General features: G+C 51.4%; 27 protein-coding genes, 1 tRNA gene and 1 rRNA gene. 12 read left to right on the forward strand and 17 right to left on the reverse strand.

What is annotated here, in order from left to right; translation table 11 throughout:
- Positions 1 to 165: 165 nt before the first annotated feature.
- Positions 166 to 281: ribosomal RNA gene (gene rrf / locus OGY17_RS07920) — 5S ribosomal RNA — on the forward strand.
- A 490-nt stretch (positions 282 to 771) separates the two neighbouring features.
- Positions 772 to 2,493, forward strand: coding sequence for a SulP family inorganic anion transporter (locus OGY17_RS07925; protein ID WP_286606839.1), 1,722 nt, complete (start codon positions 772 to 774; stop codon positions 2,491 to 2,493).
- Between the two features lie 198 nt (positions 2,494 to 2,691).
- Here OGY17_RS07925 and OGY17_RS07930 read toward each other — a convergent pair whose 3' ends face one another.
- Positions 2,692 to 4,353 (reverse strand): fatty acid--CoA ligase, encoded by a 1,662-nt coding sequence (locus tag OGY17_RS07930; protein WP_286606841.1) that lies wholly within the window; start codon positions 4,351 to 4,353, stop codon positions 2,692 to 2,694.
- Between the two features lie 49 nt (positions 4,354 to 4,402).
- Here OGY17_RS07930 and OGY17_RS07935 point away from each other — a divergent pair, with 49 nt between their 5' ends.
- Positions 4,403 to 4,723: a helix-turn-helix domain-containing protein gene (locus tag OGY17_RS07935; protein ID WP_286606844.1), complete on the forward strand. Its 321-nt coding sequence runs from the start codon at positions 4,403 to 4,405 to the stop codon at positions 4,721 to 4,723.
- An 82-nt stretch (positions 4,724 to 4,805) separates the two neighbouring features.
- On the opposite strand, the gene OGY17_RS07940 is transcribed toward OGY17_RS07935, so the two are convergent.
- The 6 genes from OGY17_RS07940 to aspA form a co-directional block, all read right to left on the reverse strand.
- Positions 4,806 to 4,881: transfer RNA gene (locus OGY17_RS07940), tRNA-Phe, on the reverse strand.
- A gap of 152 nt (positions 4,882 to 5,033) precedes the next feature.
- A complete protein-coding gene (locus OGY17_RS07945; RefSeq protein WP_008785982.1) occupies positions 5,034 to 5,609 on the reverse strand; it encodes a transcriptional regulator in 576 nt (191 codons plus the stop codon).
- 36 nt (positions 5,610 to 5,645) lie between these two features.
- On the reverse strand, positions 5,646 to 7,355 hold the full coding sequence (locus tag OGY17_RS07950) for a protein-disulfide reductase DsbD (protein ID WP_286606846.1): 1,710 nt from the start codon (positions 7,353 to 7,355) through the stop codon (positions 5,646 to 5,648).
- Positions 7,331 to 7,678 carry a divalent cation tolerance protein CutA gene (cutA, locus tag OGY17_RS07955; RefSeq protein ID WP_003025447.1) on the reverse strand — a complete coding sequence of 116 codons (348 nt, stop codon included), beginning with the start codon at positions 7,676 to 7,678 and terminating at the stop codon, positions 7,331 to 7,333. The genes OGY17_RS07950 and cutA overlap by 25 nt, the downstream gene beginning before the upstream one ends.
- A 128-nt stretch (positions 7,679 to 7,806) precedes the next feature.
- Positions 7,807 to 9,108 (reverse strand): anaerobic C4-dicarboxylate transporter DcuA, encoded by a 1,302-nt coding sequence (gene dcuA, locus OGY17_RS07960; protein WP_003830670.1) that lies wholly within the window; start codon positions 9,106 to 9,108, stop codon positions 7,807 to 7,809.
- Between the two features lie 115 nt (positions 9,109 to 9,223).
- On the reverse strand, positions 9,224 to 10,660 hold the full coding sequence (gene aspA / locus OGY17_RS07965; RefSeq protein WP_286606849.1) for an aspartate ammonia-lyase: 1,437 nt from the start codon (positions 10,658 to 10,660) through the stop codon (positions 9,224 to 9,226).
- A 338-nt stretch (positions 10,661 to 10,998) separates the two neighbouring features.
- Here aspA and OGY17_RS07970 point away from each other — a divergent pair, with 338 nt between their 5' ends.
- Positions 10,999 to 11,475 carry an FxsA family protein gene (locus OGY17_RS07970; protein ID WP_003025457.1) on the forward strand — a complete coding sequence of 159 codons (477 nt, stop codon included), beginning with the start codon at positions 10,999 to 11,001 and terminating at the stop codon, positions 11,473 to 11,475.
- Between the two features lie 49 nt (positions 11,476 to 11,524).
- Here OGY17_RS07970 and yjeH read toward each other — a convergent pair whose 3' ends face one another.
- The gene (gene yjeH, locus OGY17_RS07975; RefSeq protein ID WP_008785985.1) at positions 11,525 to 12,790 is read right to left on the reverse strand and encodes an L-methionine/branched-chain amino acid transporter; all 1,266 of its coding nucleotides are present in this window, start codon (positions 12,788 to 12,790) and stop codon (positions 11,525 to 11,527) included.
- A 275-nt stretch (positions 12,791 to 13,065) separates the two neighbouring features.
- On the opposite strand from yjeH, the gene OGY17_RS07980 reads away from it, so the two are divergent.
- The 3 genes from OGY17_RS07980 to OGY17_RS07990 all read left to right on the forward strand — a co-directional run bounded on the left by OGY17_RS07980 (position 13,066) and on the right by OGY17_RS07990 (position 15,652).
- Positions 13,066 to 13,359 (forward strand): co-chaperone GroES, encoded by a 294-nt coding sequence (locus tag OGY17_RS07980; RefSeq protein ID WP_000027827.1) that lies wholly within the window; start codon positions 13,066 to 13,068, stop codon positions 13,357 to 13,359.
- 43 nt (positions 13,360 to 13,402) lie between these two features.
- The gene (gene groL / locus OGY17_RS07985) at positions 13,403 to 15,046 is read left to right on the forward strand and encodes a chaperonin GroEL (protein ID WP_003830576.1); all 1,644 of its coding nucleotides are present in this window, start codon (positions 13,403 to 13,405) and stop codon (positions 15,044 to 15,046) included.
- A gap of 252 nt (positions 15,047 to 15,298) precedes the next feature.
- A complete protein-coding gene (locus OGY17_RS07990) occupies positions 15,299 to 15,652 on the forward strand; it encodes a DUF4156 domain-containing protein (RefSeq protein ID WP_003025468.1) in 354 nt (117 codons plus the stop codon).
- A gap of 88 nt (positions 15,653 to 15,740) precedes the next feature.
- Here the strand turns inward: OGY17_RS07990 and yjeJ are convergent, their stop codons facing one another.
- Together yjeJ and epmB are read right to left on the reverse strand one after the other, a co-directional pair.
- Positions 15,741 to 16,604: a YjeJ family protein gene (yjeJ, locus tag OGY17_RS07995; RefSeq protein WP_060682856.1), complete on the reverse strand. Its 864-nt coding sequence runs from the start codon at positions 16,602 to 16,604 to the stop codon at positions 15,741 to 15,743.
- 183 nt (positions 16,605 to 16,787) lie between these two features.
- The gene (gene epmB / locus OGY17_RS08000) at positions 16,788 to 17,816 is read right to left on the reverse strand and encodes an EF-P beta-lysylation protein EpmB (RefSeq protein ID WP_060682855.1); all 1,029 of its coding nucleotides are present in this window, start codon (positions 17,814 to 17,816) and stop codon (positions 16,788 to 16,790) included.
- 41 nt (positions 17,817 to 17,857) lie between these two features.
- Here epmB and efp point away from each other — a divergent pair, with 41 nt between their 5' ends.
- The 3 genes from efp to ecnB all read left to right on the forward strand — a co-directional run bounded on the left by efp (position 17,858) and on the right by ecnB (position 18,870).
- Positions 17,858 to 18,424 carry an elongation factor P gene (gene efp, locus OGY17_RS08005; RefSeq protein ID WP_003025478.1) on the forward strand — a complete coding sequence of 189 codons (567 nt, stop codon included), beginning with the start codon at positions 17,858 to 17,860 and terminating at the stop codon, positions 18,422 to 18,424.
- Positions 18,425 to 18,481: 57 nt separating this feature from the next.
- Positions 18,482 to 18,616 carry a lipoprotein antitoxin entericidin A gene (gene ecnA, locus OGY17_RS08010; RefSeq protein WP_048236299.1) on the forward strand — a complete coding sequence of 45 codons (135 nt, stop codon included), beginning with the start codon at positions 18,482 to 18,484 and terminating at the stop codon, positions 18,614 to 18,616.
- Between the two features lie 107 nt (positions 18,617 to 18,723).
- Entirely contained in the window at positions 18,724 to 18,870 is a 147-nt protein-coding gene (ecnB, locus tag OGY17_RS08015; protein ID WP_003025482.1) for a lipoprotein toxin entericidin B, read from the forward strand.
- 31 nt (positions 18,871 to 18,901) lie between these two features.
- On the opposite strand, the gene OGY17_RS08020 is transcribed toward ecnB, so the two are convergent.
- Entirely contained in the window at positions 18,902 to 19,501 is a 600-nt protein-coding gene (locus OGY17_RS08020; RefSeq protein ID WP_032942159.1) for a helix-turn-helix transcriptional regulator, read from the reverse strand.
- A gap of 255 nt (positions 19,502 to 19,756) precedes the next feature.
- On the opposite strand from OGY17_RS08020, the gene sugE reads away from it, so the two are divergent.
- Positions 19,757 to 20,074, forward strand: coding sequence for a quaternary ammonium compound efflux SMR transporter SugE (gene sugE / locus OGY17_RS08025; protein ID WP_000118520.1), 318 nt, complete (start codon positions 19,757 to 19,759; stop codon positions 20,072 to 20,074).
- Here the strand turns inward: sugE and OGY17_RS08030 are convergent.
- Together OGY17_RS08030 and blaCMY are read right to left on the reverse strand one after the other, a co-directional pair.
- Positions 20,071 to 20,604, reverse strand: a complete 534-nt coding sequence (locus OGY17_RS08030; RefSeq protein ID WP_001221666.1) for a lipocalin family protein — start codon at positions 20,602 to 20,604, stop codon at positions 20,071 to 20,073. The genes sugE and OGY17_RS08030 overlap by 4 nt on opposite strands.
- A gap of 93 nt (positions 20,605 to 20,697) precedes the next feature.
- Complete coding sequence (gene blaCMY / locus OGY17_RS08035; protein ID WP_286606852.1) at positions 20,698 to 21,843, reverse strand: CMY-2 family class C beta-lactamase; 1,146 nt, start codon at positions 21,841 to 21,843, stop codon at positions 20,698 to 20,700.
- 131 nt (positions 21,844 to 21,974) lie between these two features.
- On the opposite strand from blaCMY, the gene ampR reads away from it, so the two are divergent.
- Positions 21,975 to 22,850, forward strand: a complete 876-nt coding sequence (ampR, locus tag OGY17_RS08040; RefSeq protein WP_020996269.1) for a LysR family transcriptional regulator AmpR — start codon at positions 21,975 to 21,977, stop codon at positions 22,848 to 22,850.
- Positions 22,851 to 22,891: 41 nt separating this feature from the next.
- On the opposite strand, the gene frdD is transcribed toward ampR, so the two are convergent.
- Genes frdD through frdA form a run of 4 tightly spaced genes read right to left on the reverse strand, consistent with a single transcriptional unit; the run spans position 22,892 to position 26,182 of the window.
- Positions 22,892 to 23,248, reverse strand: a complete 357-nt coding sequence (frdD, locus tag OGY17_RS08045) for a fumarate reductase subunit FrdD (protein WP_003025535.1) — start codon at positions 23,246 to 23,248, stop codon at positions 22,892 to 22,894.
- A 10-nt stretch (positions 23,249 to 23,258) separates the two neighbouring features.
- Positions 23,259 to 23,654 (reverse strand): fumarate reductase subunit FrdC, encoded by a 396-nt coding sequence (gene frdC, locus OGY17_RS08050; RefSeq protein ID WP_003025537.1) that lies wholly within the window; start codon positions 23,652 to 23,654, stop codon positions 23,259 to 23,261.
- Positions 23,655 to 23,664: 10 nt separating this feature from the next.
- Positions 23,665 to 24,399 carry a fumarate reductase iron-sulfur protein gene (gene frdB, locus OGY17_RS08055; RefSeq protein WP_003025540.1) on the reverse strand — a complete coding sequence of 245 codons (735 nt, stop codon included), beginning with the start codon at positions 24,397 to 24,399 and terminating at the stop codon, positions 23,665 to 23,667.
- Positions 24,392 to 26,182, reverse strand: coding sequence for a fumarate reductase (quinol) flavoprotein subunit (gene frdA / locus OGY17_RS08060; protein WP_003830519.1), 1,791 nt, complete (start codon positions 26,180 to 26,182; stop codon positions 24,392 to 24,394). Before frdA ends, frdB begins: the two co-directional genes overlap by 8 nt.
- Between the last annotated feature and the right edge of the window lie 196 nt (positions 26,183 to 26,378).

Genomic DNA, 26,378 nt, shown 5'->3' on the forward strand with positions numbered 1-26,378 from the left:
AGGTCGGGTGTGTAAGTGTAGCGATACATTGAGCTAACCGATACTAATGAACCGTGAGGCTTAACCTTACAACGCCGAAGGTGTTTTGGCGAAGAGACATCGAAATTCAGCTTGATTACAGATTACATCGACATGCCCGGGAGGTGTGTTGATAAACAGAATTTGCCTGGCGGCTGTAGCGCGGTGGTCCCACCTGACCCCATGCCGAACTCAGAAGTGAAACGCCGTAGCGCCGATGGTAGTGTGGGGTCTCCCCATGCGAGAGTAGGGAACTGCCAGGCATCAAATAAAAGCGAAAGGCTCAGTCGAAAGACTGGGCCTTTTGTTTTATCTGTTGTCTGTCGGTGAGCGCTCTCCTGAGGAGGACAAATCCGCCGGGAGCGGATTTGAACGTTGCGCAGCAACGGCCCGGACGCCCGCCATAAACTGCCAGGCATCAAATTTAGTGAAGAAGCCCATCCTGCCGGATGGGCTTTTTTGCGTCTGTGCGGGATGAAAACCGCCGGATGCGGCGTACCGCCTTATCCGGCCTGCAGGGGCCGGGCTGAACGTATTTTGTAGGCCTGATAAGCGCAGCGCATCAGGCACATCACAACACCGCACCATCGGGTGCAAAGCTATATCCTGAGCCTCCATAACACAAGCCATCCTGCGGTATATGCAGTAAACCCCCAATCTGAATTTTCTGTATTACCTCCCGAAAATATCAGGATCGCCTGCGACAGTTACGTGTACCTTTATCTATAAGTAAGGGTCTATCCGGAGAATAAAGTGTTCGGAAAAATGGTATTAAACTACATGCCAGGGCTAAAAAATTTATTAGCGTACGATAAAAGCTGGCTAAAACATGATGTTAAAGCCGGGTTATCCGTTGCTGCCGTAGCACTACCGGTTGCGATTGCTTACGCTGAGTTGGCGGGAGTCGGGGCTATCGTCGGGTTATATTCCTGCGTTTTGCCAATGCTAGCTTATGCGCTGTTTGGTTCTTCCCGCCAATTGATTGTTGGTCCTGATGCCACGACCTGCGCGGTGATTGCGGCCGTTGTGGTTCCTCTTTCTGCCGGAAACCCAGAACTTCACTGGCAGTTGACAATTGTCATGACTGTGATGATGGGGGGATGGTGCCTGCTTGCCAGTAAATTTCGCCTGGGTGCGCTTGCTGACTTGCTTTCGCATCCCATTCTAACGGGTCTGCTTAACGGGGTTGCCGTGACGATTATTGTCGGGCAACTCGGTAAGGTGTTGGGGATTACGCTTGATGAAGAGCAAGTGATTGAGAAGATCATTGCCCTGCCTGGCCGACTCTCAGAAATTCATTTATTAACCTTAGGTATCTCCATCCTAACGTTAGCGATTTTAATAGCTATCAAAACGTTTCGTAGCCAATGGCCAGCACCGTTGATTGCTATTGTGATAACAACGGCGCTGGTATGGATTACATCTGCGCAGCAGTATGGGATTGCCACTATTGGGGGATCGGGCTTTCAGTCTGGTTTGCCCGTCGTTCACTGGGGATCGTTTCAGCCTGGTCTGGCGCGTGATTTATTGATCCCTGCGCTGAACCTGGCGTTAGTCAGTTTTGTTAGCCTGATGCTAACCGCTCGCAGTTTTGCCGCAAAAAACGGATACGAAATAAATGCTGATGCTGAGTTCAGGGCTTTGGGGGTCGCGAATCTAATGTCTGGCTTATCTCAGGGGTTTGCGATTAGCGGAGCCGATTCCCGGACTGCGGTAAATGATTCCTCTGGAGGGAAAAGCCAGCTTGTTTCCGTTGTTGCTGCCTTAATCATCGGAATCGTCGTGGTATTTTTCACGCAGCCATTACAATTTATTCCGGTATCTGCATTAGGCATTGTTCTAATTTATGCATCGTGGTCATTAATTGATTTACGCGGACTCTGGAACCTGAGGCGAAGAAATAAACCCGCATTTCGCCTGGCGTTCTTCACCTTTGGCTGTGTTCTGATTATTGGTGTTATTCAGGGGATTGGCCTTGCGGTATTGTTGGGTCTGTTGCAGTTCCTGCGCACAGTTTTCCGTCCTACTGAACACTTATTGGGAATTGACGAAAATGGGATGATTCACTCATTAGGTAATACAACCGATGTGAAAATGATCCCTGGCGTGTTGATGTACCGATTTAACTCACCGCTGACCTATTTTAATGTGGCTTATTTTAAGCGCCGCGTTTTGAATTTAGTCGATGGTGCTGCGCTACAACCTAAATGGGTGGTCATTGACGCCGTTTCTTGCTTTACCTATTCAGATATCAGCGTCCTGGCAACCATTAATGAGTTAAAACGGGACCTGAAGGGGCGGAAGATTAAGTTAATTCTTGCGGGCCGGAAAACGGAGTTAACACGCTGGTTTAAGGAGAGTCGACCGACAATGAAAGATGACGACATGATTCTGGCACCAGACCTTTATTTGGCGCTCCGGTTCATTCAAAGCAAAGAAAGCATGAGTGAGGATGAATCTGGCGTTGTTGAATAAAGCAGATTTAGGTAAATGATCAGGCTGGATGGAAGGTGCCTGTGGCGATGAACATGCCCAGACACCCATTTGCTAAAGGGCGATCAGCATCCGCGCGGGGACGGTGAGATCCCCGGCAGAGCATTGATACCGACATGCTACCTGAAATATAAGCAGTGTGACTGTTGTTAACCTTACGCTATGAATGCGACAGATCGCTTAAATGCTTTCCTTCCCATTGCTGGCTTCGAGCTCGCGGATCAAGCGCTTGTTGATCTTGCCGACGCTGGTTTTGGGAATTTCTGGGACTATCCTTATCTGTCGTGGGATCGCCCATTTAGTGATGTGGCCGTGGTCGACGAATCCTTGCAGATGTGCCGCTATGGCCTGCGGCTCCAGGTCTTCTCCTTCCTTGCAAACCACCAGAGCCAGGGGGCGTTCGCCCCACTGTTCATCAGGTATCCCGACGACGGCTACCGACCTGACCGCCGCGTGTGAGCTGATGAGGCTCTCCAGCTCCAGCGTGCTTATCCACTCACCGCCCGTCTTGATTACGTCTTTGATGCGATCCTTTATTTCCACTATCCCATGGGGATCGATAGAGGCAATGTCGCCGGTATGCAGCCAACTGCCATTCCATAGCTCAGCTCCTTTCTCGGGTTCCTTCAGGTAGCCCTGAGTCAGCCAAGGGGCTCGCACCACTATTTCACCCAGGGCTTCGCCGTCGTGCACTACCTCCCGACCTTCGCCATCAACGATACGCAGATCCACCAACGGAACAGGCAGGCCGGTTCGAATCCGCAAGGGTAACTGCTCATCCATGGGAAGGGCCAGCTCGGCATCGCTTAAGTGGGTCATACAGAGCAGGGGACAGGTTTCAGACATACCATAGCCAGCGTGAATGCGTATGCCCTTATGGTGGGCCTGTGTCGCCAGTCCAAGGGACAGTGAACTGCCACCCAGCAACATCTTCCATCCAGACAGATCGGTCCGTGTGGCTTCGTCGCACTCGAGGATCATCTGCAAGATAGTTGGCACACAGTGCGAGAAGGTTACACCCTCATCGTGATAGAACCGCACCAGCTTGTTGGGTTCGTAACGACCGGGGTAGACCTGCTTCACACCCAGCATTGTTGCGACATAGGGAGCGCCCCAGGCGTGCACGTGAAACATAGGAGTGATCGGCATGTAGACATCGTTCGATCGTAGCAGCGACTGTCCCTCGTGGGCTGCCAGGAGGCCCAGCTCATTGAGCGTGTGCAGGACCAGCTGACGATGGCTGAAGTAGACCCCCTTGGGATTGCCCGTGGTTCCAGTGGTGTAGAACAAGGTCGCTACCGAGTTTTCATCGAAGTCGGGGAAGTCAAAGCGATTTCCCGCTGCGGCCAGCAGGGTCTCATATTCCCCCAGCACCGGCAGGCTGGTTGCCTTCGATTCTTCGTCGCTAAGCTGGATGTATCCCCGGACAGTGGTCAGTGTCTCTGCCAGTGACTCGACAACCGGCAAGAAGTCGTCGTGCACCAGTACCAGGTTGTCCTCGGCATGATTCATGGTGTAAGCGATTTGGTCCGCCGAGAAGCGGACGTTCACCGTGTGTAGCACGGCACCAATCATAGGCACCGCGAAGAAGCACTCGAGGGCGCGATGGCTGTCCCAATCTAGCAGGGCGACGGTGTCTCCAGGCATGACACCGGCCGCTGTCAGCATGTTTGCCAGGCGATGGATGCGCTGTTTGAGGGTGCGATAGTCGTAACGCAGCTTGTCGGCGTAGACGATTTCTCGCTCGGGATGAGAAAGCCCACCCGACAGCAGCAAGCTCTTGATCAGCAACGGATAGGCATGGGCTCCCTGCGCTGACTGTATGACTCTTGTTTTCACCATCCAGATTCCTCGTTGACTCATTATTTTCTCGGTATGACGGCAATTGTAGATGAAGGTTGGCCTTTACTCCCTGGCGTTTGCTTCAGATGTCGAGGCGGCGCACCAACTCCAGCCCCTGGGGATGAATGTGCATACCCTGGGACGTCATCTGGAAGAGAGCGGTGCGACCCTCAGCAAGATTATCAATGAAGTGCGGCGCGACCTGGCGCTCCCGCAACAGTATTGTGCCCAAGGTTGTTCAGATAAATTACTCAAATCTGGCCTATGGATAAGCACGCCAGACAAAGAGGTGTGCCTGATACCGCTATATTTTTTGCAGTACCATCGTGGTTCCAGTGAAAGGTTTAAGTGTCGTGATGAGGTGGGGTAGGAGTTGCTGTGGTCAGAACGATAAGAAATCTCGCGGAGCCCTGAAAGCAAAGAACCCGCCATAGGCGGGTTCTTCTAAATAGTGGTGCCCGGACTCGGAATCGAACCAAGGACACGGGGATTTTCAATCCCCTGCTCTACCGACTGAGCTATCCGGGCAACGGGGCGCATTAAACCGTATTCACGTCTGTCAGTCAATCAAATTTCTGGAAACATTGTTCAACCGCTTAATATTGCGGCAATCTGCATGGTTATGCCTGAAGTTTGCACAAATCTATCCGGCAGAGACGACGAAAACAGATAATGCTCGCTTAGGTCAGCGCACCGCCCATTCGGCACTGGGCAAAGCGCAGGATATCTTCAGCCAGGCGGTGTGCCGTTTCGACATCAGCATGGCTACGATTAACCAGCATGCGGCTCAGGCAGCCTTCCAGCACCAGTTCCATCTGTTTGGCGACCATTGCCGGGTCGTCAACTTCCAGAGTCGTCAGCAGCTCATGGGTGAAGTCATGTGCCGCCTTTTTTTGCTGATCGGCTAACTGATGGATCGGATGCCCGGGATCGGGGTAAAACGTACAGGCGGCGATGAACAAACAGCCGGGATAGCGATTATTGCTCACGCATTCGGACAGCGCAGTGTAGCGCGCCAGTAATTTCTGCTCAGCGCTCAGCGTGTCATCCAGTAAAAGCTGACGCCGCCAGATATCCACCCGCTGGCTGAGGTAACGCAGCGCATCGTACAGAATGGCCTCTTTATCGGGCCAAAAGCGCTGCAGTTCATCCAGAGGATAATCGATGCGTTCGGCCACCATTTCCAGCGTGGTATTGGCTATCCCTTGCACCTCAAGTAATTTCAGGGCTTCTCCCAGGACATCTTCACGTTGCACGGTATTCTCCTCCGTATTTCCTGTTGCAAGTGTCGCTCACGGTTGGCGATCGCGCAAATGTGCGCTGAAGGTCGCGGCATCCATAAAGCCCGTAACCCGAGCTTCCGGGTGCTCTTTCCCCTCGGCATCAAAGAACAAGATAGTCGGCAAACCTAAAACCTGTAGATGTTTCAGGAGAGCGACATCCTGGGCATTGTTTGCTGTCACATCCGCCTGCAATAGCACCGTGTTGCCTAGCGCTTGCTGAACCTGCGGATTACTGAACGTGTACTTTTCAAATTCCTTACAGGCTACACACCAGTCGGCATACAGATCCAGCATGACTGGCCTGCCTTTAGCTTGCGCCAGTGCTTGATTTAATGCATCTACCGATGCCACCGGCGTGAAGTTAAGATGTGCCTGGGTTTGAGCATGTGGCGCGCCGAACGCCCAGTCCTGCAATGGACGTACACTGACAAGCGCTGCGGCTAACAGGACAATCTGCACGATGCGCATCCAGGCGTGCTTTGCCTGCAGGCTGGTGATGAACGCCCAGCCAAAGAACGCGACGCCTAGCAGTGACCATAAGCGAACGCCCCACTCGTCGCCAACGATACGTTCGAGTAAGAAGACGGGAAGCGCCAGAATGACAAAGCCAAAAGCGGTTTTGACATGTTCCATCCATGGGCCACTTTTAGGCAGCAGGCGGTTGCCAAATACGGTAATCAGCATCAGGGGTAAGCCCATCCCCAACGCATACAGATACAGTGTGCCGCCTCCCAGCCACATGTTCCCGCTCTGAGCGATATACAGCAAAATCGCGCTTAGCGGGGCCGTTGTGCAAGGAGAACAGATGAGGCCAGCAATCGCCCCCATCGCAAAGACGCTGCCGGGAGATCCGCCTTGCTGGCGGTTACTCATTAGCGTGAGACGCGTTTGCAGTGATGAAGGCAATTGCAGCGTGAACAAGCCAAACATCGACAGAGCCAGCAGCGTAAAGATGACGGCAAGACCAATCAGGACGTAGGGATGCTGAAGCGCAGCCTGGAACTGCAAACCGGCGGCTGCAACAACCAAACCCAGCGCGGTATAGGTGAGCGCCATCCCTTGAACGTAGATAAACGTCAGCAACAGTGCCCGTCCGGTTGATAAGCGCTGCTTGCCACCCAGTACGATACCGGAAATCAACGGATACATCGGCAGTACGCAAGGCGTAAACGCGATACCAATTCCGATCAGCAATGCCCACAGTGCGGAGAAGGGGAGTTGGGTCGTGGGCTGCGGTTTGTCTTGCGGATCTGCAGTGGTTGAGGCTGGCGCAGAGGCGGCCGCGGAACCAGCAGACACTTCACTTAATGGCACCGTTTTTGTTTCTGGCGGATAGCAAAATCCAGCGTCGGCGCAGCCCTGATATGTGACCGTTAATGTTGCGCCAGACTTAGCCTGATTGACCGTGATCGGGACAGTCAGCTGTTTACGGTAAATCTCACTTTTGCCGTAAAACTCATCTTCATGCCAGACGCCTGGCGGCAGTTTTACCTCAGCAATATCGGCCTGAGATGGCGTAATGCTTATCTGTTTGCGATACAGATAGTAGCCATCTTTAACCTGCCATGTGAGGTTCAGATCGTGTTGGTTTTGCTGAAAATCAAAAACAAACGCCCGATCGGCAGGAACAAACTGCGAGCGGCCAGGCGCGTCAAATAATCCGGCAAAGGTAGATGTGCTGCACAGCAGCAGGATCAGCGTAAGGATGCGTTGAGCCATGAGCGGTAATCAAAGTCTCCGTGAGTGACGGGTAAAACCAGAAGTTCAGGCGTTTGATACGGATGATGTGACTTCAGGCAATCGAGAAGGGCTTGCTGGTGTGTGACGGTGGTTTTTAAAATCATCTGGACTTCATATTCCTGTTCCAGTTTGCCTTCCCAATAGTAGAGGGAGGTCGCACCGGGTAGCAGGGTCACGCAAGCAGCCAGCTTTTCCGCCAGCACTTTGGCGGCGAGATCCTGGGCGGTTGCTTCATCCGGGGCGGTACAGAGCACCACAACGGTATCGGGGATGGAAATATCCTGACTCTTTACATCAAGCATAAACACCTCGAAAGAACAGAGTAACCAGCAAAAGAGTGGTCACTATACAACGGACGAGGGAAGGATGTTAGTTAAAGCGGGGTGGGGAGGAGGAACTGCAGGGCGCCCAGGCACCCTGCAGGAAAAACTTACAGCATGAAGCTGCCCAGCAAGAAGCCGAAGCAGACAGCCAGAACCACACCCAGAGTACCCGGGATGAAGAACGGATGGTTAAAGACGAATTTACCGATGCGAGTTGTACCGGTGTCATCCATCTGAACTGCCGCAACCAGAGTTGGGTAGGTTGGCAGAATGAACAGGCCAGAAACCGCGGCGAAAGACGCAACAGCAGTCAGTGGGGAAACGTTCAGAGCCAGAGCCATCGGCATCAGTGCTTTAGCGGTTGCAGCCTGAGAGTACAGCAGTGCAGAAGCAAAGAAGAAGATGACAGCCAGCAGCCACGGATGACCCTGAATTACGCTACCTGCAGTATCTTTGATCCAGTCAATGTTGTGAGATACGAAGGTATCACCCAGCCATGCAACACCCAGGATACAAATACAGGCGCTCATACCGGCTTTGAAAGTGCTGGAGTTCAGGATGGAGTCAGTTTCAACGCGGCAGATGATCGTGGTCAGCGTCGCGATGCTCAGCATGATGATCAGGATTGCGTTGGTGGTGTTCATCAGCGGTTTAGCGACCAGACCGAGGCTTGGGCTGTTGACGATCGCATATACGACGACACAAACCACGCCCAGCAGGAACAACCAAACAGAAGTTTTTGCGCCCGCTTTGATTTCAACTTGTCTTTCACCACGCAGTTCAACCAGGCCTTCTTCCAGACGCTTACGATAAATCGGATCGTCAGACAGTTTGGAGTTGAACAGCGCAGTTACCAGGAAGGACATGACCAGAACAGCCAGCAGGGTGGACGGAATGACCACGGACAGCAGGTGAATGTAGCTGATGCCATGACCTTCCATTACGGAAGACATGTAAACCACGGCTGCGGAGATTGGAGAAGCCGTAATCGCAATCTGTGCAGAAACCACTGCAGTAGAGAGCGGACGGCAAGGTTTGATCCCTTGTTCTTTCGCAACTTCAGCGATAACTGGCAGCGTTGCCAGAGAGATGTTGCCGGTACCTGCGAAGATAGTCAGGAAATAGGTCACGATAGGTGCAAGGATCGTGATGTATTTCGGGTTTTTACGCAGCAGTTTTTCAGTTTGATGAACCAGATAGTCCAGACCACCTGCAATCTGCATAGCTGAAATGGCAGCGATAACCGCCATGATGATGGAAATAACATCGAACGGGATATTACCGGGTTTTACGCCGATAGCGGCGAGAACCAGAACACCCAGCCCACCTGCAAATCCAATACCGATACCCCCAAGTCTGGCACCTAAAAAGATTGCCAGCAAAACGATGATAAGTTCTAAAACTATCATATTAGCCTTCCTTGTTGTTTAACAAGTTGATATTAAATTGTTGTTTTTAAGTAACTTCGAGTAAGAAAAAAGGCACGTCATCATGACGTGCCTTCTCCGGTACTACCCTACACGATTACTGTTCGCTTTCATCAGTATAACGTTTTGCTTTATAAGCAGGGTGCATCAGGTTCTGTGCAGAGAAGATATCGTCCAGTTCAGACTCGGTCAACAGACCGCGCTCCAGGACAACTTCACGTACGCTCTTACCGGTTTCGGCACAAATTTTACCGACGATGTCGCCGTTGTGGTGACCAATGAACGGGTTGAGGTAAGTAACGATGCCGATGGAGTTGAATACAAACGCTTCACAGACTTCTTTGTTAGCAGTGATACCACTAACGCATTTTTCCAGCAGGTTGTAGCAAGCATTGCTCAGAATGTGAATGGATTCAAACATTGCCTGACCAATGACCGGCTCCATTACGTTCAGCTGCAGCTGACCAGCTTCAGATGCCATGGTTACAGTGATGTCGTTACCGATGACTTTGAAGCACACCTGGTTTACGACTTCCGGAACAACCGGGTTCACTTTAGCTGGCATGATAGAAGAACCAGCCTGCAGTTCTGGCAGGTTGATTTCATTCAGGCCCGCACGCGGACCAGAGGAGAGCAAACGCAGGTCGTTACAGATTTTGGACATCTTCACAGCCAGACGTTTCAGTGCGCCGTGCACCATAACGTATGCGCCACAGTCAGAAGTTGCTTCAATCAGGTCTTCTGCAGGAACACAGGCGAAGCCGGTGACTTCAGCCAGTTTCTGTACTGCCATCGGAGAGTACTCTTTCGGCGTGTTCAGACCAGTACCGATTGCTGTCGCGCCGAGGTTAACTTCCAGCAGCAGCTCAGCGGTACGGCTAATGTTTTTCACTTCTTCTTTCAACAGTACGCTAAAAGCATGGAATTCCTGACCGAGGGTCATCGGTACAGCATCCTGCAGCTGGGTACGACCCATTTTCAGGATGTCCTGGAATTCAACAGCTTTTTTCTCGAAGCCTTCGCGCAGCTGGTTCAGTGCATCAACCAGTTTGATGATGGATGCGTATACAGCGATACGGAAGCCAGTTGGGTATGCGTCGTTGGTAGACTGACATTTGTTAACGTGGTCGTTCGGGTTCAGGTACTGATATTCACCTTTCTGGTGACCCATCAGTTCCAGACCGATATTGGCCAGAACTTCGTTGGTGTTCATGTTGACGGAGGTACCCGCACCACCCTGGTAAACGTCTACCGGGAACTGATCCATGCATTTTCCGTTATTCAGGACTTCATCACACGCCGCGATGATGGCATTTGCCACACTCTTAGGAATGGTTTGCAGCTCTTTGTTGGCCATAGCCGCTGCCTTTTTAACCATTACCATACCGCGAACAAATTCAGGAATATCGCTGATTTTGTTGTTGCTAATGTAGAAGTTTTCAATCGCTCTCAGAGTGTGGACACCGTAGTAGGCGTCCGCTGGAACTTCCCTGGTACCCAACAAGTCTTCTTCGATACGAATGTTGTTTAACATGTGAACCTTCTTTTTCAAGCTGCCAATGATTTGACTAAACACACAGGATATATGTGATTTCGATTGTTTCTCGACCGACGATTATCCCCTGCATCGGTCTGATACCCGAGATCATATGCTGGTTCAGGATTTCTACCGTAATCTGGATCACTTAAAGCGTGGAATTTACCCCTTATTTATTATTCTGTGAAATGGATCACCCCTTTGTGATTAACCCCAAATATTAGTGTACAAGCCACTTGAAATTTTGCTAACCACCACAATATCAAATCGATGCGATTAACATAATTTTTCGAACAGAAGTTGAACAAAACGGCTGTTATTAACAGGAGATCCCTTTGCGCTGGATACCATTACTTGCCATTTTTCTCTATGTTTACATAGAGATATCTATTTTTATTCAGGTTGCCCATGTGATGGGCGTCCTGATGACGCTGATTTTGGTTATTTTTACATCGGTTATCGGTATGTCTCTGGTTCGTAATCAGGGATTTAAGAACTTTTTACTGATGCAACAGAAAATGGCGGCAGGTGAAAGTCCGGCTGCAGAAATGATCAAAAGCGTATCGCTGATTATTGCCGGTCTGCTGTTGGTGCTGCCCGGATTTTTCACCGATTTCCTCGGTCTTCTTCTTTTATTACCCCCGGTGCAAAAACATCTGACGATGAAACTGCTGCCACATTTGCGTTTTTCGCGTATGCCTGGCGGTGGTTTTAGCGCCGGAACGGGTGGCGGTGAGACTTTTGATGGTGAATTTCAGCGCAAGGATGACAAGCGCGACAGCATCGAACATAAAGACGATCGTCGGGATTAAGCATCAGTATGTAGGCCGGATAAGCGTTAGCGTCATCCGGCAAAAGTGTTTATAGGCCGGATGATGGCGTCAACGTTGCCTTATCCGGCCTGCGGGGTAAAAACAGCCACAGTCCTGCCAGCATAATCAACGCGTACAGACTCTTCCAGCCGACCATCGCCAGTAGCAGTAGGCACAGCAGACCGCCAATGACCGCCAGTACGCGATAATGCCCTTTCAGTAATCGACAACCTGCCAGCATGCACAGCAGATAAATCATAATAAAGATGCCGTTGGCGTAGACGATTAACGCATCGAGATTGATTTGCAGCATATAGATGCACAGAGTACTGATTACGCAACAGCCCAATACGGCGTTTAGCGCATTGCGCGGAAGGTGTCGGGGGGACAGACGAGCCAGATAACTCTCCGGCTTATACTGCGCTTGCGACCAGACCAGCCGGGCGAAGCTTTGTATATAAATGTTGAGGCTGGCAAAACAGGCCAGATAACCAATGATGCAGGCGACCCACAGAGCTTGTACGCCAAACAGTTGCACGACGATCTCTGGCAGCGACGCTGCGGCCGCCATTTGCTCGCCGTAGGCACCAAAATGGAGAACGACAACGGTGCATGCCCAATAAACAGACCCTGCCAGCAGCAGGCCGATCATCAGTGCGCGTGGGAAGTCTCGCTCCGGATTTTTGAATTCAGACGCCAGGTGAGCAAACGCTTCAAGGCCGACAAAGCACCAGAACATGACCGACAACGCGGCGAACAGGCCGGGAAGCTCAATATCGGTAATCGCAGGGAAGGGGATTTCGCCAGGTGTCAGATCGCCCGCCCACCAGATAGCAACAATCAGGGCAACAATCAGTCCTGCAATGACCGTTTGTAGATTCGCGCTGGAGCTTGCGCCGCGGGAGCCGATGTACCAAACCAATGCCAGCGTACCGAGCTCAGCCAGCAAAAGCTGCTCGTCATGCCAGCCAAACATCGCCTGACCGAATCCGGCGGCGATATGCAATGCCGCAGGCAAGCCGACGGGAATGACCGACAAAAATAGCCATCCGGTGACGCGCTCCAGGCGTGAACCAAAGGCCATGCCGACAAAATGCGCCACACCGCCTGCGCTGGGAAAATGACGACCCAGTACGGCGAAGACAATTGCCACAGGAAAGACCAAAACAATCAGCACCGGCCATGCCCACAGGCTGTTGTTGCCCGCAACCAGTGCGGCCAGCGCGGGGACGGCAAAAACGCCTGTACCTAACAATGATGTCGACAACAGGCCAACGCCCTGAGCCAGTCCCAGCTCTTGTTTCAGTCCGCTCATAAGTTGTTATCCGGTTATGCCCATTGACCGGGCTACAGCGCAGATTTTTGATGGTATCACAATCAGATTTGCTTATGACGACGTGACTGAAATCGTTATGAAATGTGAGGTGCGTCGGCGTTTTGACGGGATTTTCTGCTGATAAAAAATTTTTTTCGCTTGCCCCCTTGAAGGCACAAAACCCCATCCCCATCTCTCTGGTCACTAGCCGGGAAACCGTTTACGGGCCGGCGTCACCCATAACTGATAAAGACTTTCTCAAAGGAGAGCTATCAATGAGTATTCGTCCGTTACATGATCGTGTGATCGTCAAACGTAAAGAAGTTGAATCCAAATCTGCTGGCGGCATCGTACTGACTGGTTCTGCAGCAGGTAAATCAACTCGTGGCGAAATCATCGCTGTCGGTAAGGGTCGCATCCTGGACAACGGTACCGTACAGCCGCTGGACGTGAAAGTCGGCGATATCGTTATTTTCAACGATGGCTACGGAGTTAAATCTGAGAAGATCGACAATGAAGAAGTGTTGATCATGTCTGAAAGCGACATCCTGGCGATTGTTGAAGCCTAATCCGCGAACGACACTGAACATACGAATTTAAGGGAAAGAGAAAATGGCAGCTAAAGACGTAAAATTCGGTAACGACGCTCGTGTGAAAATGCTGCGCGGCGTAAACGTACTGGCAGATGCAGTGAAAGTTACCCTCGGTCCAAAAGGCCGTAACGTAGTTCTGGATAAATCTTTCGGTGCACCGACCATCACTAAAGATGGTGTTTCCGTAGCACGTGAAATCGAACTGGAAGACAAGTTCGAAAACATGGGTGCGCAGATGGTGAAAGAAGTTGCCTCTAAAGCGAACGACGCTGCAGGTGACGGTACCACCACCGCAACCGTACTGGCTCAGTCCATCATCACTGAAGGTCTGAAAGCCGTTGCTGCGGGCATGAACCCGATGGATCTGAAACGTGGTATCGACAAAGCTGTCGCTGCTGCTGTTGAAGAACTGAAAGCTCTGTCCGTACCGTGCTCCGACTCTAAAGCTATTGCTCAGGTTGGTACCATTTCCGCTAACTCCGACGAAACCGTAGGTAAACTGATCGCTGAAGCGATGGACAAAGTCGGTAAAGAAGGCGTGATCACCGTTGAGGACGGTACCGGTCTGCAGGACGAACTGGACGTGGTTGAAGGTATGCAGTTCGACCGTGGCTACCTGTCTCCTTACTTCATCAACAAGCCGGAAACTGGCGCAGTAGAACTGGAAAGCCCGTTCATCCTGCTGGCTGACAAGAAAATCTCCAACATCCGCGAAATGCTGCCGGTTCTGGAAGCTGTAGCGAAAGCAGGCAAACCGCTGCTGATCATCGCTGAAGATGTTGAAGGCGAAGCGCTGGCAACTCTGGTTGTTAACACCATGCGCGGTATCGTGAAAGTCGCTGCAGTTAAAGCACCTGGCTTCGGCGATCGTCGTAAAGCAATGCTGCAAGATATCGCTACCCTGACCGGTGGTACCGTTATCTCTGAAGAGATCGGTATGGAGCTGGAAAAAGCAACTCTGGAAGATCTGGGTCAGGCGAAACGCGTTGTTATCAACAAAGACACCACCACCATCATCGATGGCGTGGGCGACGAAGCTGCAATCCAGGGTCGCGTGACTCAGATTCGTCAGCAGATCGAAGAAGCAACTTCCGACTATGACCGTGAAAAACTGCAGGAGCGCGTAGCGAAACTGGCAGGCGGCGTTGCGGTTATCAAAGTTGGTGCTGCGACTGAAGTTGAAATGAAAGAGAAGAAAGCCCGCGTTGAAGATGCCCTGCACGCTACCCGTGCTGCTGTAGAAGAAGGCGTGGTTGCTGGTGGTGGTGTTGCGCTGATTCGCGTAGCGTCTAAAATTGCCGGCCTGAAAGGTCAGAACGAAGACCAGAACGTAGGTATCAAAGTTGCGCTGCGCGCAATGGAATCCCCACTGCGTCAAATCGTACTGAACTGCGGCGAAGAGCCGTCTGTAGTGGCTAACACCGTGAAAGCGGGTGACGGTAACTACGGTTACAACGCTGCAACTGAAGAATACGGCAACATGATCGACATGGGTATCCTGGATCCAACCAAAGTAACTCGTTCTGCTCTGCAGTACGCGGCTTCTGTTGCGGGTCTGATGATCACCACCGAGTGCATGGTTACCGACCTGCCGAAAGGCGATGCGCCTGACTTAGGTGCTGCCGGTATGGGTGGCATGGGTGGAATGGGCGGCATGATGTAATTGCCTACACCCTGCATCCTTCAGGCTGCAGATGCGTTGGCTGCGTTTGCTAACCCCAGTCACTTACTTGAGTAAGCTCCTGGGGATTAACAAACTGGCCGCCTTCCTGCAACCAGAATGATTTGGGTGTTCATCTCCCAGAATTGAGAAACCCTCGGGCAGAAATGTCTGGGGGTTTTTCTTTTGGTCATCTTTTTAGTATATGATTCAGCTACGGACATAAGGTCCAACTAATTGAATATGGGGAATGACATGCACGTGAAATATTTAGCAGGGATCGTTGGTGCCGCGCTACTGATGGCGGGTTGTAGCTCCAGCAATGAACTGAGTTCAGCCGGGCAAAGCGTACGTTTTGTTGAAGACAAGCCTGGCGCAGAGTGCCAACTGATAGGCACCGCAACCGGTAAGCAAAGCAACTGGCTTTCAGGCCAGCACGGCGAAGAGGGCGGCTCAATGCGTGGCGCAGCAAACGATCTGCGTAACCAGGCTGCGGCAATGGGCGGTAACGTGATTTATGGCGTCAGCAGCCCATCGCAGGGAATGCTGTCCAGCTTTGTTCCTACCGCCAGTGAGATGATTGGACAGGTTTATAAGTGCCCTAATTGAGAACTGCTGCTGATGCCGGATGGCGACGCTAAAGCGTCTTATCCGGCCTACGGTACGAATGATCGTAGGCCTGATAAGCGCAGCGCCATCAGGCATTCTGAGTCTTATGCGCAGACTGAACGCGTAAATGATGCAATGCGCGCAGGCACTGATCCTGATTGAGCTTTTGCGTCTTATCACCCGTCAACGTTCTGACAAACACCTGGCACGGTACACCGGTAAGTTTTTTCAGCCGCGGGCTGAAGTCGAGAAGGCGGCGAGTAATGGCTTCGGCTTCTTTGCTACCGGAAAGGGCGCGAGTTTTCACGACCGAACCACAGAACTGGGCTTTTCCTTTATCATCTGTATAGCGGTAAATAATCGCCAGATAATGATTAAACAGGTTATGTTTCCATTCGGGTTGTGTATAAGAGTCGTATTCCAGATTGTCGTTTTGCTGACAATCAACATCGTACAGCGGCAGGAAATCCAGCAGCGATGTTATTCGTAGCGCGAGTTCTCTCATGCCAGCATTATTTATTGCGTGAATAATTGCATGCGCCAACACCTGAATCTGTAATTCATTAACCAGTAATTCGCATGTTTGTCCGTCATGTAACGTCAGAGAAAATGTTAAATTCTCGCCTTTGTCATCCACTAACATCAGCGAATTTATGCGACGGTTAATATCCGCATTTTTTAGTTCATCTTCCTGAATTGACGGAATATTCTCGTGCATTTTTTTGCTGGCTTTATCACATGCCTTTTCATATTGCATACGCTCGTCTTTGTTTAGCTGAGAAATAGCGTACAGCCGACTCTCCAGCGCGATAAGCAGGTCTCTAAGTCCAAGTGGAGAGAGAAAAAAGAGTGATTCCTTGTTTCTTGGTTCTTTTATTTTTAATGCCATGGCAACAAATTCATTCTTTTGGCGAATAATGCCAGTATTAATGCCCTTAATACTTATAGCCATAAAAGGTTCTCCCTAACCATATATTTGTTAATATTCTGCATTTGAAATTATTGATAAAATTTACGAATGAATTATTTAACTGCGCTAATTAAAATAGCACAGATTAAAAGCGAGGCTCCACTTGTGGGGATTTAAATAATAAGTAATCGTGGTGAGTGTCCGGAATCGGACACTCAGTAATGGCTATTGTTGACGTAACTGCAGATCCAGCGGTGTTTTACTTGGCTCACCACCAATTTCACGCGCCAGTTTGGGGACCATATAGCCGGAAACTAGCGTCAGAAGCTCACGCATAATGCGACGCGCTTCATCGTCGCTGACCATAAAGTGTGCGGCACCCTGCACTTTATCCAGCACGTGCAGGTAATAGGGCATCACACCGGCATCAAACAGTGCGTTGCTAAGGTTAGCCAGGGTTTGTGCGTTATCGTTCACGCCACGCAGCAATACGCTTTGGTTGAGTAACGTAACGCCCACGGCACGCAGACTGCTCATCGCCTGGCGAAACGTCTGATCAATTTCATTGGCATGGTTAATGTGATTGACCAGCAGAATCTGCAAGGAGGAGTGCGCAAAACGCTCGACCAGTCCTTCTGTAATGCGCGCCGGGATCACTATTGGTAAACGGCTGTGAATACGCAGACGCTTAATGTGCGGGATAGCTTCCAGTTGCGTGAGCAACCAGTCCAGTTCGTGGTCCTTGGCCATTAACGGATCGCCACCAGAGAAGATGATTTCATCCAGCTCAGGGTGCGCGTTAATGTAGTCGAGGGCGACCTGCCAGTTGCGCTTATTGCCCTGATTTTCGGCGTATGGGAAGTGCCGGCGGAAGCAATAGCGACAATTTACCGCGCAACCGCCTTTAACCAGCAGCAGTGCCCGATTGCGATATTTATGCAGCAGACCGGGAACCACGCTGTGCTGTTCTTCCAGTGGATCGGTTGAGTAGCCTGGCGCGGCCACAAACTCTTCCTGGGCAGTCAGTACCTGACGTAAAAGCGGATCGTCCGGGTTGCCTTTCTCCATGCGGGCAATAAACGCACGCGGCACGCGCAGGGCGAAAAGCCGTCTCGCGTCGCGTCCGGCCAACAGTTTTTCATCTGCATCTATGTTCAAAATATGCAGAAGTTCATCGGGATCGGTCACAACATCGGCAAGTTGCGATAACCAATCTTCTCTGGATGGGGTATTTAGGGTTACAATATGCGCCATTTTGTGGCTTAGCTACCAGTTAACAATTTTCAGAGGGCCTTATGGCAACGTACTATAGCAACGATTTTCGTGCTGGTCTTAAAATCATGTTGGACGGCGAACCTTATGCGGTTGAAGCCAGCGAATTCGTTAAACCAGGTAAAGGCCAGGCATTTGCGCGCGTTAAGCTGCGTCGCCTGCTGACCGGTACTCGCGTAGAGAAAACCTTCAAGTCTACTGACTCCGCTGAAGGCGCAGACGTAGCCGACATGAACCTGACCTTCCTGTATAGCGACGGTGAGTTCTGGCACTTTATGAATAACACCACTTTCGAACAGCTGGCTGCAGACGAGAAAGCGGTAGGCGATAACGCCAAATGGCTGCTGGACCAGGCTGAATGCATCGTGACCCTGTGGAACGGTCAGCCGATCTCCGTAACTCCGCCGAACTTCGTTGAGCTGGAAGTTGTTGAAACCGACCCAGGTCTGAAAGGCGATACCGCTGGTACTGGCGGCAAACCGGCTACCCTGTCTACCGGCGCAGTTGTTAAAGTTCCGCTGTTCGTACAGATCGGCGAAGTGATCAAAGTGGATACCCGCTCCGGCGAATACGTTTCTCGCGTAAAATAAGTTTTCCATTTGATCTTATGGCGCAGGTTGCTGCGCCATACTTTTTCCAGGGCAGGAATGATGAAACGTCTTCTCGGTCTTGTAATGCTACTCCTTTTCACCAGCACCCTCATGACGGGATGCAATACCGCGCGCGGCTTCGGTGAAGACATCAAACATCTTGGCAATTCAATTTCTCACGCCGCCAGCTAATCCTTTCATATAGTCTTAAAAACGGGTGTTTATCCATCACACTCCCGGATCTTGTCTATTATTAAGTAGCTATACACAAACAATATTGGCTAGAAAAGGAAGACGTTATGGTTAAGAAGACAATTGCTGCGATCTTTTCTGTGTTGGTACTTTCTTCCGTTCTAACCGCGTGTAATACCACACGAGGCGTAGGACAGGATATCTCTGAAGGCGGTAGCGCAATCTCTGGTGCAGCGACAAAAGCTCAGCAATAATGAAGAACGGTACGACGTAAGTGTCGTACCGTTAATCTCCCTTCCCTGGGAGTGAAAGGAACGGCGAGAAGCGGTTCCCCAGGTGCAGTTTCATACGGATATTCCGCTTATAGGTGTAGACCGTTTTGCCATGAATGCTGAGCGCGGCGGCAATGGCATTGTTACTCACACCATCCATCCACATTGATAATACTTTCTCCTCCTGCGGCGTAAGCAAAGGCGTGGCGTTTTTGGCTATTTCTAATGCGGGGCGAACCTGAAGCGCTTCCTGAATTGTGTTGGAGAGTGTGTTCAGCGTGGTGTGCTTGGTCAAGACCGAATGGGCTACGGATTGAGAGGGCACGATGGGGGCATGCTGTCTGTCTGCTGATTGCAGTAAAATCAGTGGGATGACGCCACAACTCATAAAAAAAGGTTTAATTGGCGGACTGGAGTGCGTCTCGCTAATAAAACTGTATAAATCCGCGATCACCAGATGCGGTTTCCATTGCAAAATATGCTCTTTTGCTAACAGGAGATTATTGATTCCTGATACCAGAAATGAGGAGCTGAACCTGCCAGAATGATTAAGCAAGGCCTCTATCCCTGTGCGGGTAAAGTGGCACCGGTCAATCACTAAAATTTTAAGCATAAACGTTTCGCATTCAGAAGAGGGGCAATCGACTTTCTGGTTTCAGAAAGCCCTTCATCATAGAGAACTCCGATGAGTGCAAATGCGGGAACTACGCCGCTAATTATGCTTAATTCTTGCTTTTAGCAGGCGGTGAATAAAAAGGTTGAAATTCATTTTCTTCCGGGCAAAAATGCCATTTCACACATCAGCTTTGCAGGACGACCTGCAAACGCTTCATTCACCGGGGACGGCCCCATAGTTCTGGAGCCTGATATGTCCTGGATCGTTTTATTAATTGCAGGTTTGCTCGAAGTCGTATGGGCGATTGGCCTGAAATACACCCACGGTTTTACGCGTCTTACGCCAAGCATTATCACTATTGCGGCGATGATCGTCAGCATCGCCATGCTCTCCTGGGCAATGCGCACGTTGCCTGTTGGAACAGCTTATGCGGTCTGGACCGGTATTGGCGCTGTTGGGGCGGCCATTACAGGGATTTTGCTGCTGGGTGAGTCTGCCAGCCCGGCACGTTTGCTGAGCCTTGGGCTGATCGTTGCTGGTATTATTGGTCTGAAGCTGAGCACTCACTAAGCGCCAGGCTGTTTCACCCAAATCAGTTTATTCACTTCAAACCCTTCCCGGGTCGCGATGGCTAACATTTGCTGTTTCATTTCATCTGAAATAGTAGGGGTCCGTGAAAGGATCCACAGGTAGTCGCGATCCGGACCACAAACCAGCGCGTGACGATATTCCCGGTCGAGTGCAATTACGTTATACCCGCCATAGAAGGGGCCGAAAAAAGAAACTTTAAGCGCGGCTCTGCTTGGGTCGCCGGTGAAATAGGCTTTCCCTTCCGTTTTCTGCCACATCTCCCTGTCAGGGTTATAGCCCTTGTTAATAACGTTGATCCCGCCGTCGTCGCGCAAGCTGTATGTTGCGGTCACTTTATCCAACCCGCGCTCGAAACGATGGTCGAAGCGTGCAATTTCATACCAGGTTCCCAGATAGCGTTTGGCATCAAAGTTATTTACCACGGTAACGCCTTTCGGCGGTGTCGGGGAGCTACACGCGACAACCAGGAATGCAGCCGTAACTGCAGCAACGACGGGCAAAATGCGCATGGGATTTTCCTTGCTGTATTTTTGTTAAGTGTAGATGACAACAGGAAAAAAAGAGAAAGAAAGGAGGCCCAATATCCTGGGCCTCATCGTTAGTTATTGCAGCTTTTCAAGAATGCGCCAGGCCGCCTCGACACGGACAGGGTTAGGATAGCTTTTGTTTGCCAGCATCACGATGCCAAGGTTTTTTTCTGGAATGAAGGCTACGTAGCTGCCAAATCCTCCAGTGGATCCCGTTTTATGCACCCATGAGGCTTTCACTGCCGGGGCGGGCGGGTTTACCTCAACGGCGTGAAGCGCTGCCAATGCCACTTTGCTGTCACTACCGTTGATGATCGAATCAGCTTTCAGCGGCCAGTTCAGCATCTCCCAGCCTAATCCCTGGTACATATCGCCAATACGCCAGTAGCGAGACTGCGCAAGCGCAATGCCCTGCTGGAGCGTTTTCTCCTGAACGCGGCTGGCGTCCATGTTGACCTGAATCCAACGGGCCATATCGGTAACGTTGGATTTCACGCCATAGGCTTCGGCGTCAAGTTGTCCAGGAGTAACGTGTACGGGCTTCCCTTCGCGATAGCCCCAGGCATAATCTTTTTGTTCGTTCTGCGGAACTGTAATCCAGGTATGCGCCAGTTTTAATGGTTGCAGGACGCGTCTGGTCATTGCCTCTTCGTAACTCATTCCTGAGGGTTTCACCGCCAGCGCGCCAAACAGACCAATGCTGGAGTTAGCGTAAAGACGCTTAGCGCCCGGAGTCCATTGCGGCTGCCAGTTTTGATAAAAACGCAGTAATGCGGCTTTATCTGTAACGTCATCGGGGATCTGCAGCGGTAGGCCGCCTGCCGTATAGGTGGCTAAGTGCAGCAGGCTGATACCCTGCCACTGTTTGCCTGTCAGTTCTGGCCAGTATTTCGTGACCGGATCGCTGAGCTTAATTTCGCCGCGGGCGATAGCATCGCCGCCCAACACGCCGTTAAACGTCTTACTGACCGACCCTAGCTCAAACAGCGTTTGCTGCGTGACTGGGTGGTTATTGGCGATATCGGCTTTACCCCAGGTGAAATAATAGGGTTTTCCCTGGTAGATAATGGCAACGGCCATACCCGGAATAGCCTGCTCCTGCATCAACGGGGTGATGGTGCGATTAACGATATCGGCAATCTGTTGTTCTGTTTTGGCGGCGGCAAACGTGGAGAATGAGGCTGTCAGCAGCAGAGCGCAGCATAACGATTTTTTCATCATGAAATCAGTTCCGTAATTAAAAGCAAAAGGGTGTCTGGGCCCGTCAGACGCAATCAGTGTGTTTGATTTGCACCGTGTTGACAAACGGTTAAATTTAGCAGCAGATATAAGTTTTTCTAACAGGCCGGATGATGACGCGTAGCTATATCCCTCTTAACTCGCTGCGGGCTTTTGAAGCCGCGGCCAGACATCTCAGTTTTACCCGCGCCGCGATTGAGCTTAACGTGACGCATTCTGCCATCAGTCAGCATGTAAAAGCGCTGGAGCAGCAGCTAAATTGTCAGCTTTTTGTGCGCGGTTCTCGTGGATTAATGTTGACGACTGAAGGGGAAAGTCTGTTACCTGTACTTAATGACTCTTTCGATCGTATGGCGGGGATGCTGGATCGTTTTGCCACCAAACAGACCCAGGAAAAACTTAAAATTGGCGTGGTGGGGACCTTTGCGGTTGGGTGTCTGTTTCCTCTACTGGGCGATTTTAAGCGCAGTTACCCGCATATTGATTTGCATATTTCTACCCATAATAACCGCGTGGATCCCGCTGCCGAAGGGCTGGATTATACCATTCGCTACGGAGGGGGAGCCTGGCACGATACCGACGCGCAATATTTATGTAGCGCGTTGATGTCTCCACTGTGTTCGCCAACATTGGCTTCGCAGATACAAACGCCTGCGGACATCCTGAAATTTCCGTTATTACGATCGTATCGGCGGGATGAATGGACGCTTTGGATGCAGGCCGCCGGAGAGGCGCCCCCGTCACCGACGCACAACGTGGTGGTGTTTGATTCGTCCGTCACCATGCTGGAAGCCGCGCAGGCGGGGATCGGTGTGGCAATTGCACCAGTCAGAATGTTCACGCATTTACTCAGTAGGGAACGAATCGTTCAACCGTTTTTAACGCAGATTGATTTGGGAAGTTACTGGATAACGCGTTTGCAATCGCGTCCGGAGACACCCGCGATGCGTGAATTTTCCCGTTGGTTGACAGGAATGCTGCACAAATAAAAAGGCCCGCCAATGGCGGGCCTGATAATTAACGCATGTACTTAGATGGTCAGAATACCAATAGCCGTTACAACGGTCAGGATTGCTGCCAGTCCGTAGAAGACCCATTTGCCAGCAGGCACGTGGATTTTCAGGTCATGCATCGCGTGGTGCATACGGTGTAAACCACACCACAGCGGCAGAACGATCATCAGGAACAGAAACGCACGTCCGATGAAGCTCTGAGCGAATGCCAGTACGCGTTCATAGCTGAAAGCATCAGGAACAAAGCCCAGCGGCAGCATAATGCCTACCAGCAGGATCATTACCGGCGCAATGATTGCGCTCCACATACCGCCTGCACCAAACAGGCCCCAGAATACGGGTTCGTCAGAGCGTTTTGGATTTGGATTAATCATTCCGGACTCCTTACCAGAACAGGGCAACAAACAGTATGACTACTGTCGCAACCACAGTAACTGCCCAGAGACCTTTGATGATCGGCTCTGGCCCCATTTTTTCGTCTTTTACGATGATGTTGGCTGCTTTTGGCGCCAGCTCAAACCAGGTTTTGGTATGCAGCAGCGCTGCTGCCAGGGCGATAATGTTAAGGATTACCACCACCGGGTTTTGCAAAAAGGCGACAAAGCCCATCCAGGACTCTGCACCATGCTTGAGTGCAAACAGGCCGATAATCAGTTCAATGCTGAACCAGACTGCCGGAACTGCCGTGCCTTCACGCAGCATGTAAAAACGATAAAATGGCAGCTTTTTCCACCAGGTGGACGTCATTGGCCGCACATAGGCTTTACGTTTAGTCGTCATCGTGCACTCCTTAGCGTGGTTTCAGGGTAGCGATAAGAAAGTCTTTTGAACTTTCAACTTTACCCTGCTGAATGGCCGCAGCCGGATCGACGTGTTTCGGGCAGACTTCGGAGCAGTAGCCCACGAAAGTACAGGTCCAGACGCCGTTCGGGCTGTTCAACTGAGCCATACGCTCCTTCTTACCGTGGTCGCGGCTATCTTCGTTGTAACGATGCGCCAGCGTAATCGCAGCCGGTCCAATGAACTCAGGGTTCAGGCCGAACTGCGGACACGCGGCATAGCACAGACCACAGTTGATGCAACCGGAGAACTGATGATACTTCGCCATCTGCGCCGGAGTCTGGGTGTTTGGACCCTGATCCGGTGTACGCGGGTTACCGATAATGTACGGTTTGATCGCTTCCAGGCTTTCGATAAAGTGCGTCATGTCGACGACCAGATCGCGCTCAATCGGGAAGTTGCCCAGCGCTTCAACCTTCATGCCGTTGGTGTAATCACGCAGGAAGGTTTTGCATGCCAGTTTCGGTACATTGTTGACCATCATGCCGCAGGAGCCGCAGATCGCCATACGGCAGGACCAGCGGTAGCTCAGGTCCGGTGCCAGGTTATCCTTGATGTAACCCAGCGCATCCAGCAGTGACGTGGTTTCATCATAAGGAACTTCGTAGAAAGCACTGTGCGGCGCGGTATCGGTTTCCGGGTTATAGCGCACCACCTCAACTTTCAGGTTTTTCATCTCAGCCATTCGCCTTCTCCTTCTTATCGGCTGCTTCCGCTTCGCCACCGTAAACACGTTTAGCCGGTGGCAGAGTGGTGATTTTCACGTCGCTATATTCCAGGCGAGTCGTGCCGTCAGCATCGCGGAAGGCGAGGGTGTGTTTGAGGAAGTTCACATCGTCACGCTCGGTGCAGCCTTCATCCAGACGCTGGTGCGCGCCGCGGGATTCTTTACGCGCCAGAGCAGAGTGCGCCATACATTCAGCAACGTTCAGACCGTGACCCAGTTCGATGGTATACAGCAGGTCGGTGTTGAAGACGCTGGAGGTATCAGTGATACGTACGCGCTTGAAGCGTTCCTGCAGTTCCGCCAGCTTATCAACGGTTTTCTGCATGAGTTCCGGCGTACGGTAGATACCGCAACCTTCTTCCATGGACAGGCCCATTTCGTCACGGATCTTAGACCAGTTTTCGTTACCTTCCTGGTTAACCAGATCTTTCAGACGTTTTTCAACGCCAGCAACCTGTGCATCAAGAGCGGCACTGTTTGCAGCGCCAGCCGTTGCAGCGCGTTCTGCTGCCTGCTCACCGGCCATACGACCGAAGACCACCAGTTCTGCCAGGGAGTTAGAGCCCAGACGGTTAGCGCCATGCAGACCAACAGAGGAACATTCGCCGACAGCGAACAGACCTTTAATGCGGGTTTCACAGTGCTGATCGGTTTCGATACCGCCCATGGTGTAGTGCGCGGTCGGACGTACCGGGATCGGTTCTTTAACCGGATCGACACCCACGTAAGCTTTCGCCAGTTCGCAGATGAACGGTAAACGTTCGAGCAGTTTTTTCTCGCCGAGGTGACGCAGGTCGAGGTGAACCACATCGCCACGCGGAGTTGAAATGGTGTTGCCTTTGCGCCATTCGTGCCAGAACGCCTGAGAAACTTTGTCGCGCGGACCGAGTTCCATGTATTTGTTTTTTGGCTCGCCCAGCGGGGTTTCCGGACCCATGCCGTAGTCTTGCAGATAACGGTAGCCGTTTTTGTTGACCAGAATACCGCCTTCACCACGGCAGCCTTCAGTCATCAGGATACCGGATCCTGGCAGACCTGTTGGGTGATACTGAACGAATTCCATATCACGCAGCGGAACGCCGTGGCTCAGCGCCATGCCCATACCGTCGCCGGTTACGATGCCGCCGTTGGTGTTGTAACGGTAAACACGACCTGCGCCGCCCGTTGCCATCACGACAGCGTTAGCACGGATTTGCACCAGCGTGCCTTCCATCATGTTCATGGCGACCAGGCCGCGAGCATGACCGTCGTCAACCAGGATATCCAGAACGAAGTGTTCGTCAAAGCGCTGAATCTGCGGGAACTGCAAAGATGTTTGGAACAGCGTATGCAGCATGTGGAAGCCGGTCTTATCCGCGGCAAACCAGGTACGCTCGATTTTCATACCGCCGAAGCGACGTACGTTGACGCTACCGTCTTCACGACGGCTCCATGGGCAGCCCCATTGTTCCAGTTGCGTCATTTCAGTTGGGCAGTGGTGGACAAAGTAATCCACGACATCCTGCTCACACAGCCAGTCTCCGCCTGCTACCGTATCGTGAAAATGGTAGTCAAAGCTGTCATGATCCTGCGCGACAGCAGCAGAGCCGCCTTCGGCAGCAACGGTATGGCTGCGCATTGGGTACACTTTTGAGATCAGTGCGATTTTAGCGTTGGGATTTGCTTGTGCGGCAGCAATTGCAGCACGTAATCCCGCGCCACCGGCGCCTATAATGGCAAGATCGGCTTGAAAGGTTTGCACGACATTCCTCCAGATTGTTGTTATTTCATCCCTGCCTGAAATCAGATGCTTCATCGGCTTCAAACAGGTTATGAACGCGTTTCCACTGCTCCTTTATAGGTACAATAGTATAGTCTTAGGGATGTGCGGGAAATTTGACGTGTTCGATTTTTTTAGCGTGTCATAGGGGGGAATTATCATTGAATTTGATTAATTT

Origin of the sequence: Citrobacter sp. Cpo126 (genome assembly GCF_030332445.1) — a bacterium.
Taxonomy (GTDB): domain Bacteria; phylum Pseudomonadota; class Gammaproteobacteria; order Enterobacterales; family Enterobacteriaceae; genus Citrobacter; species Citrobacter portucalensis.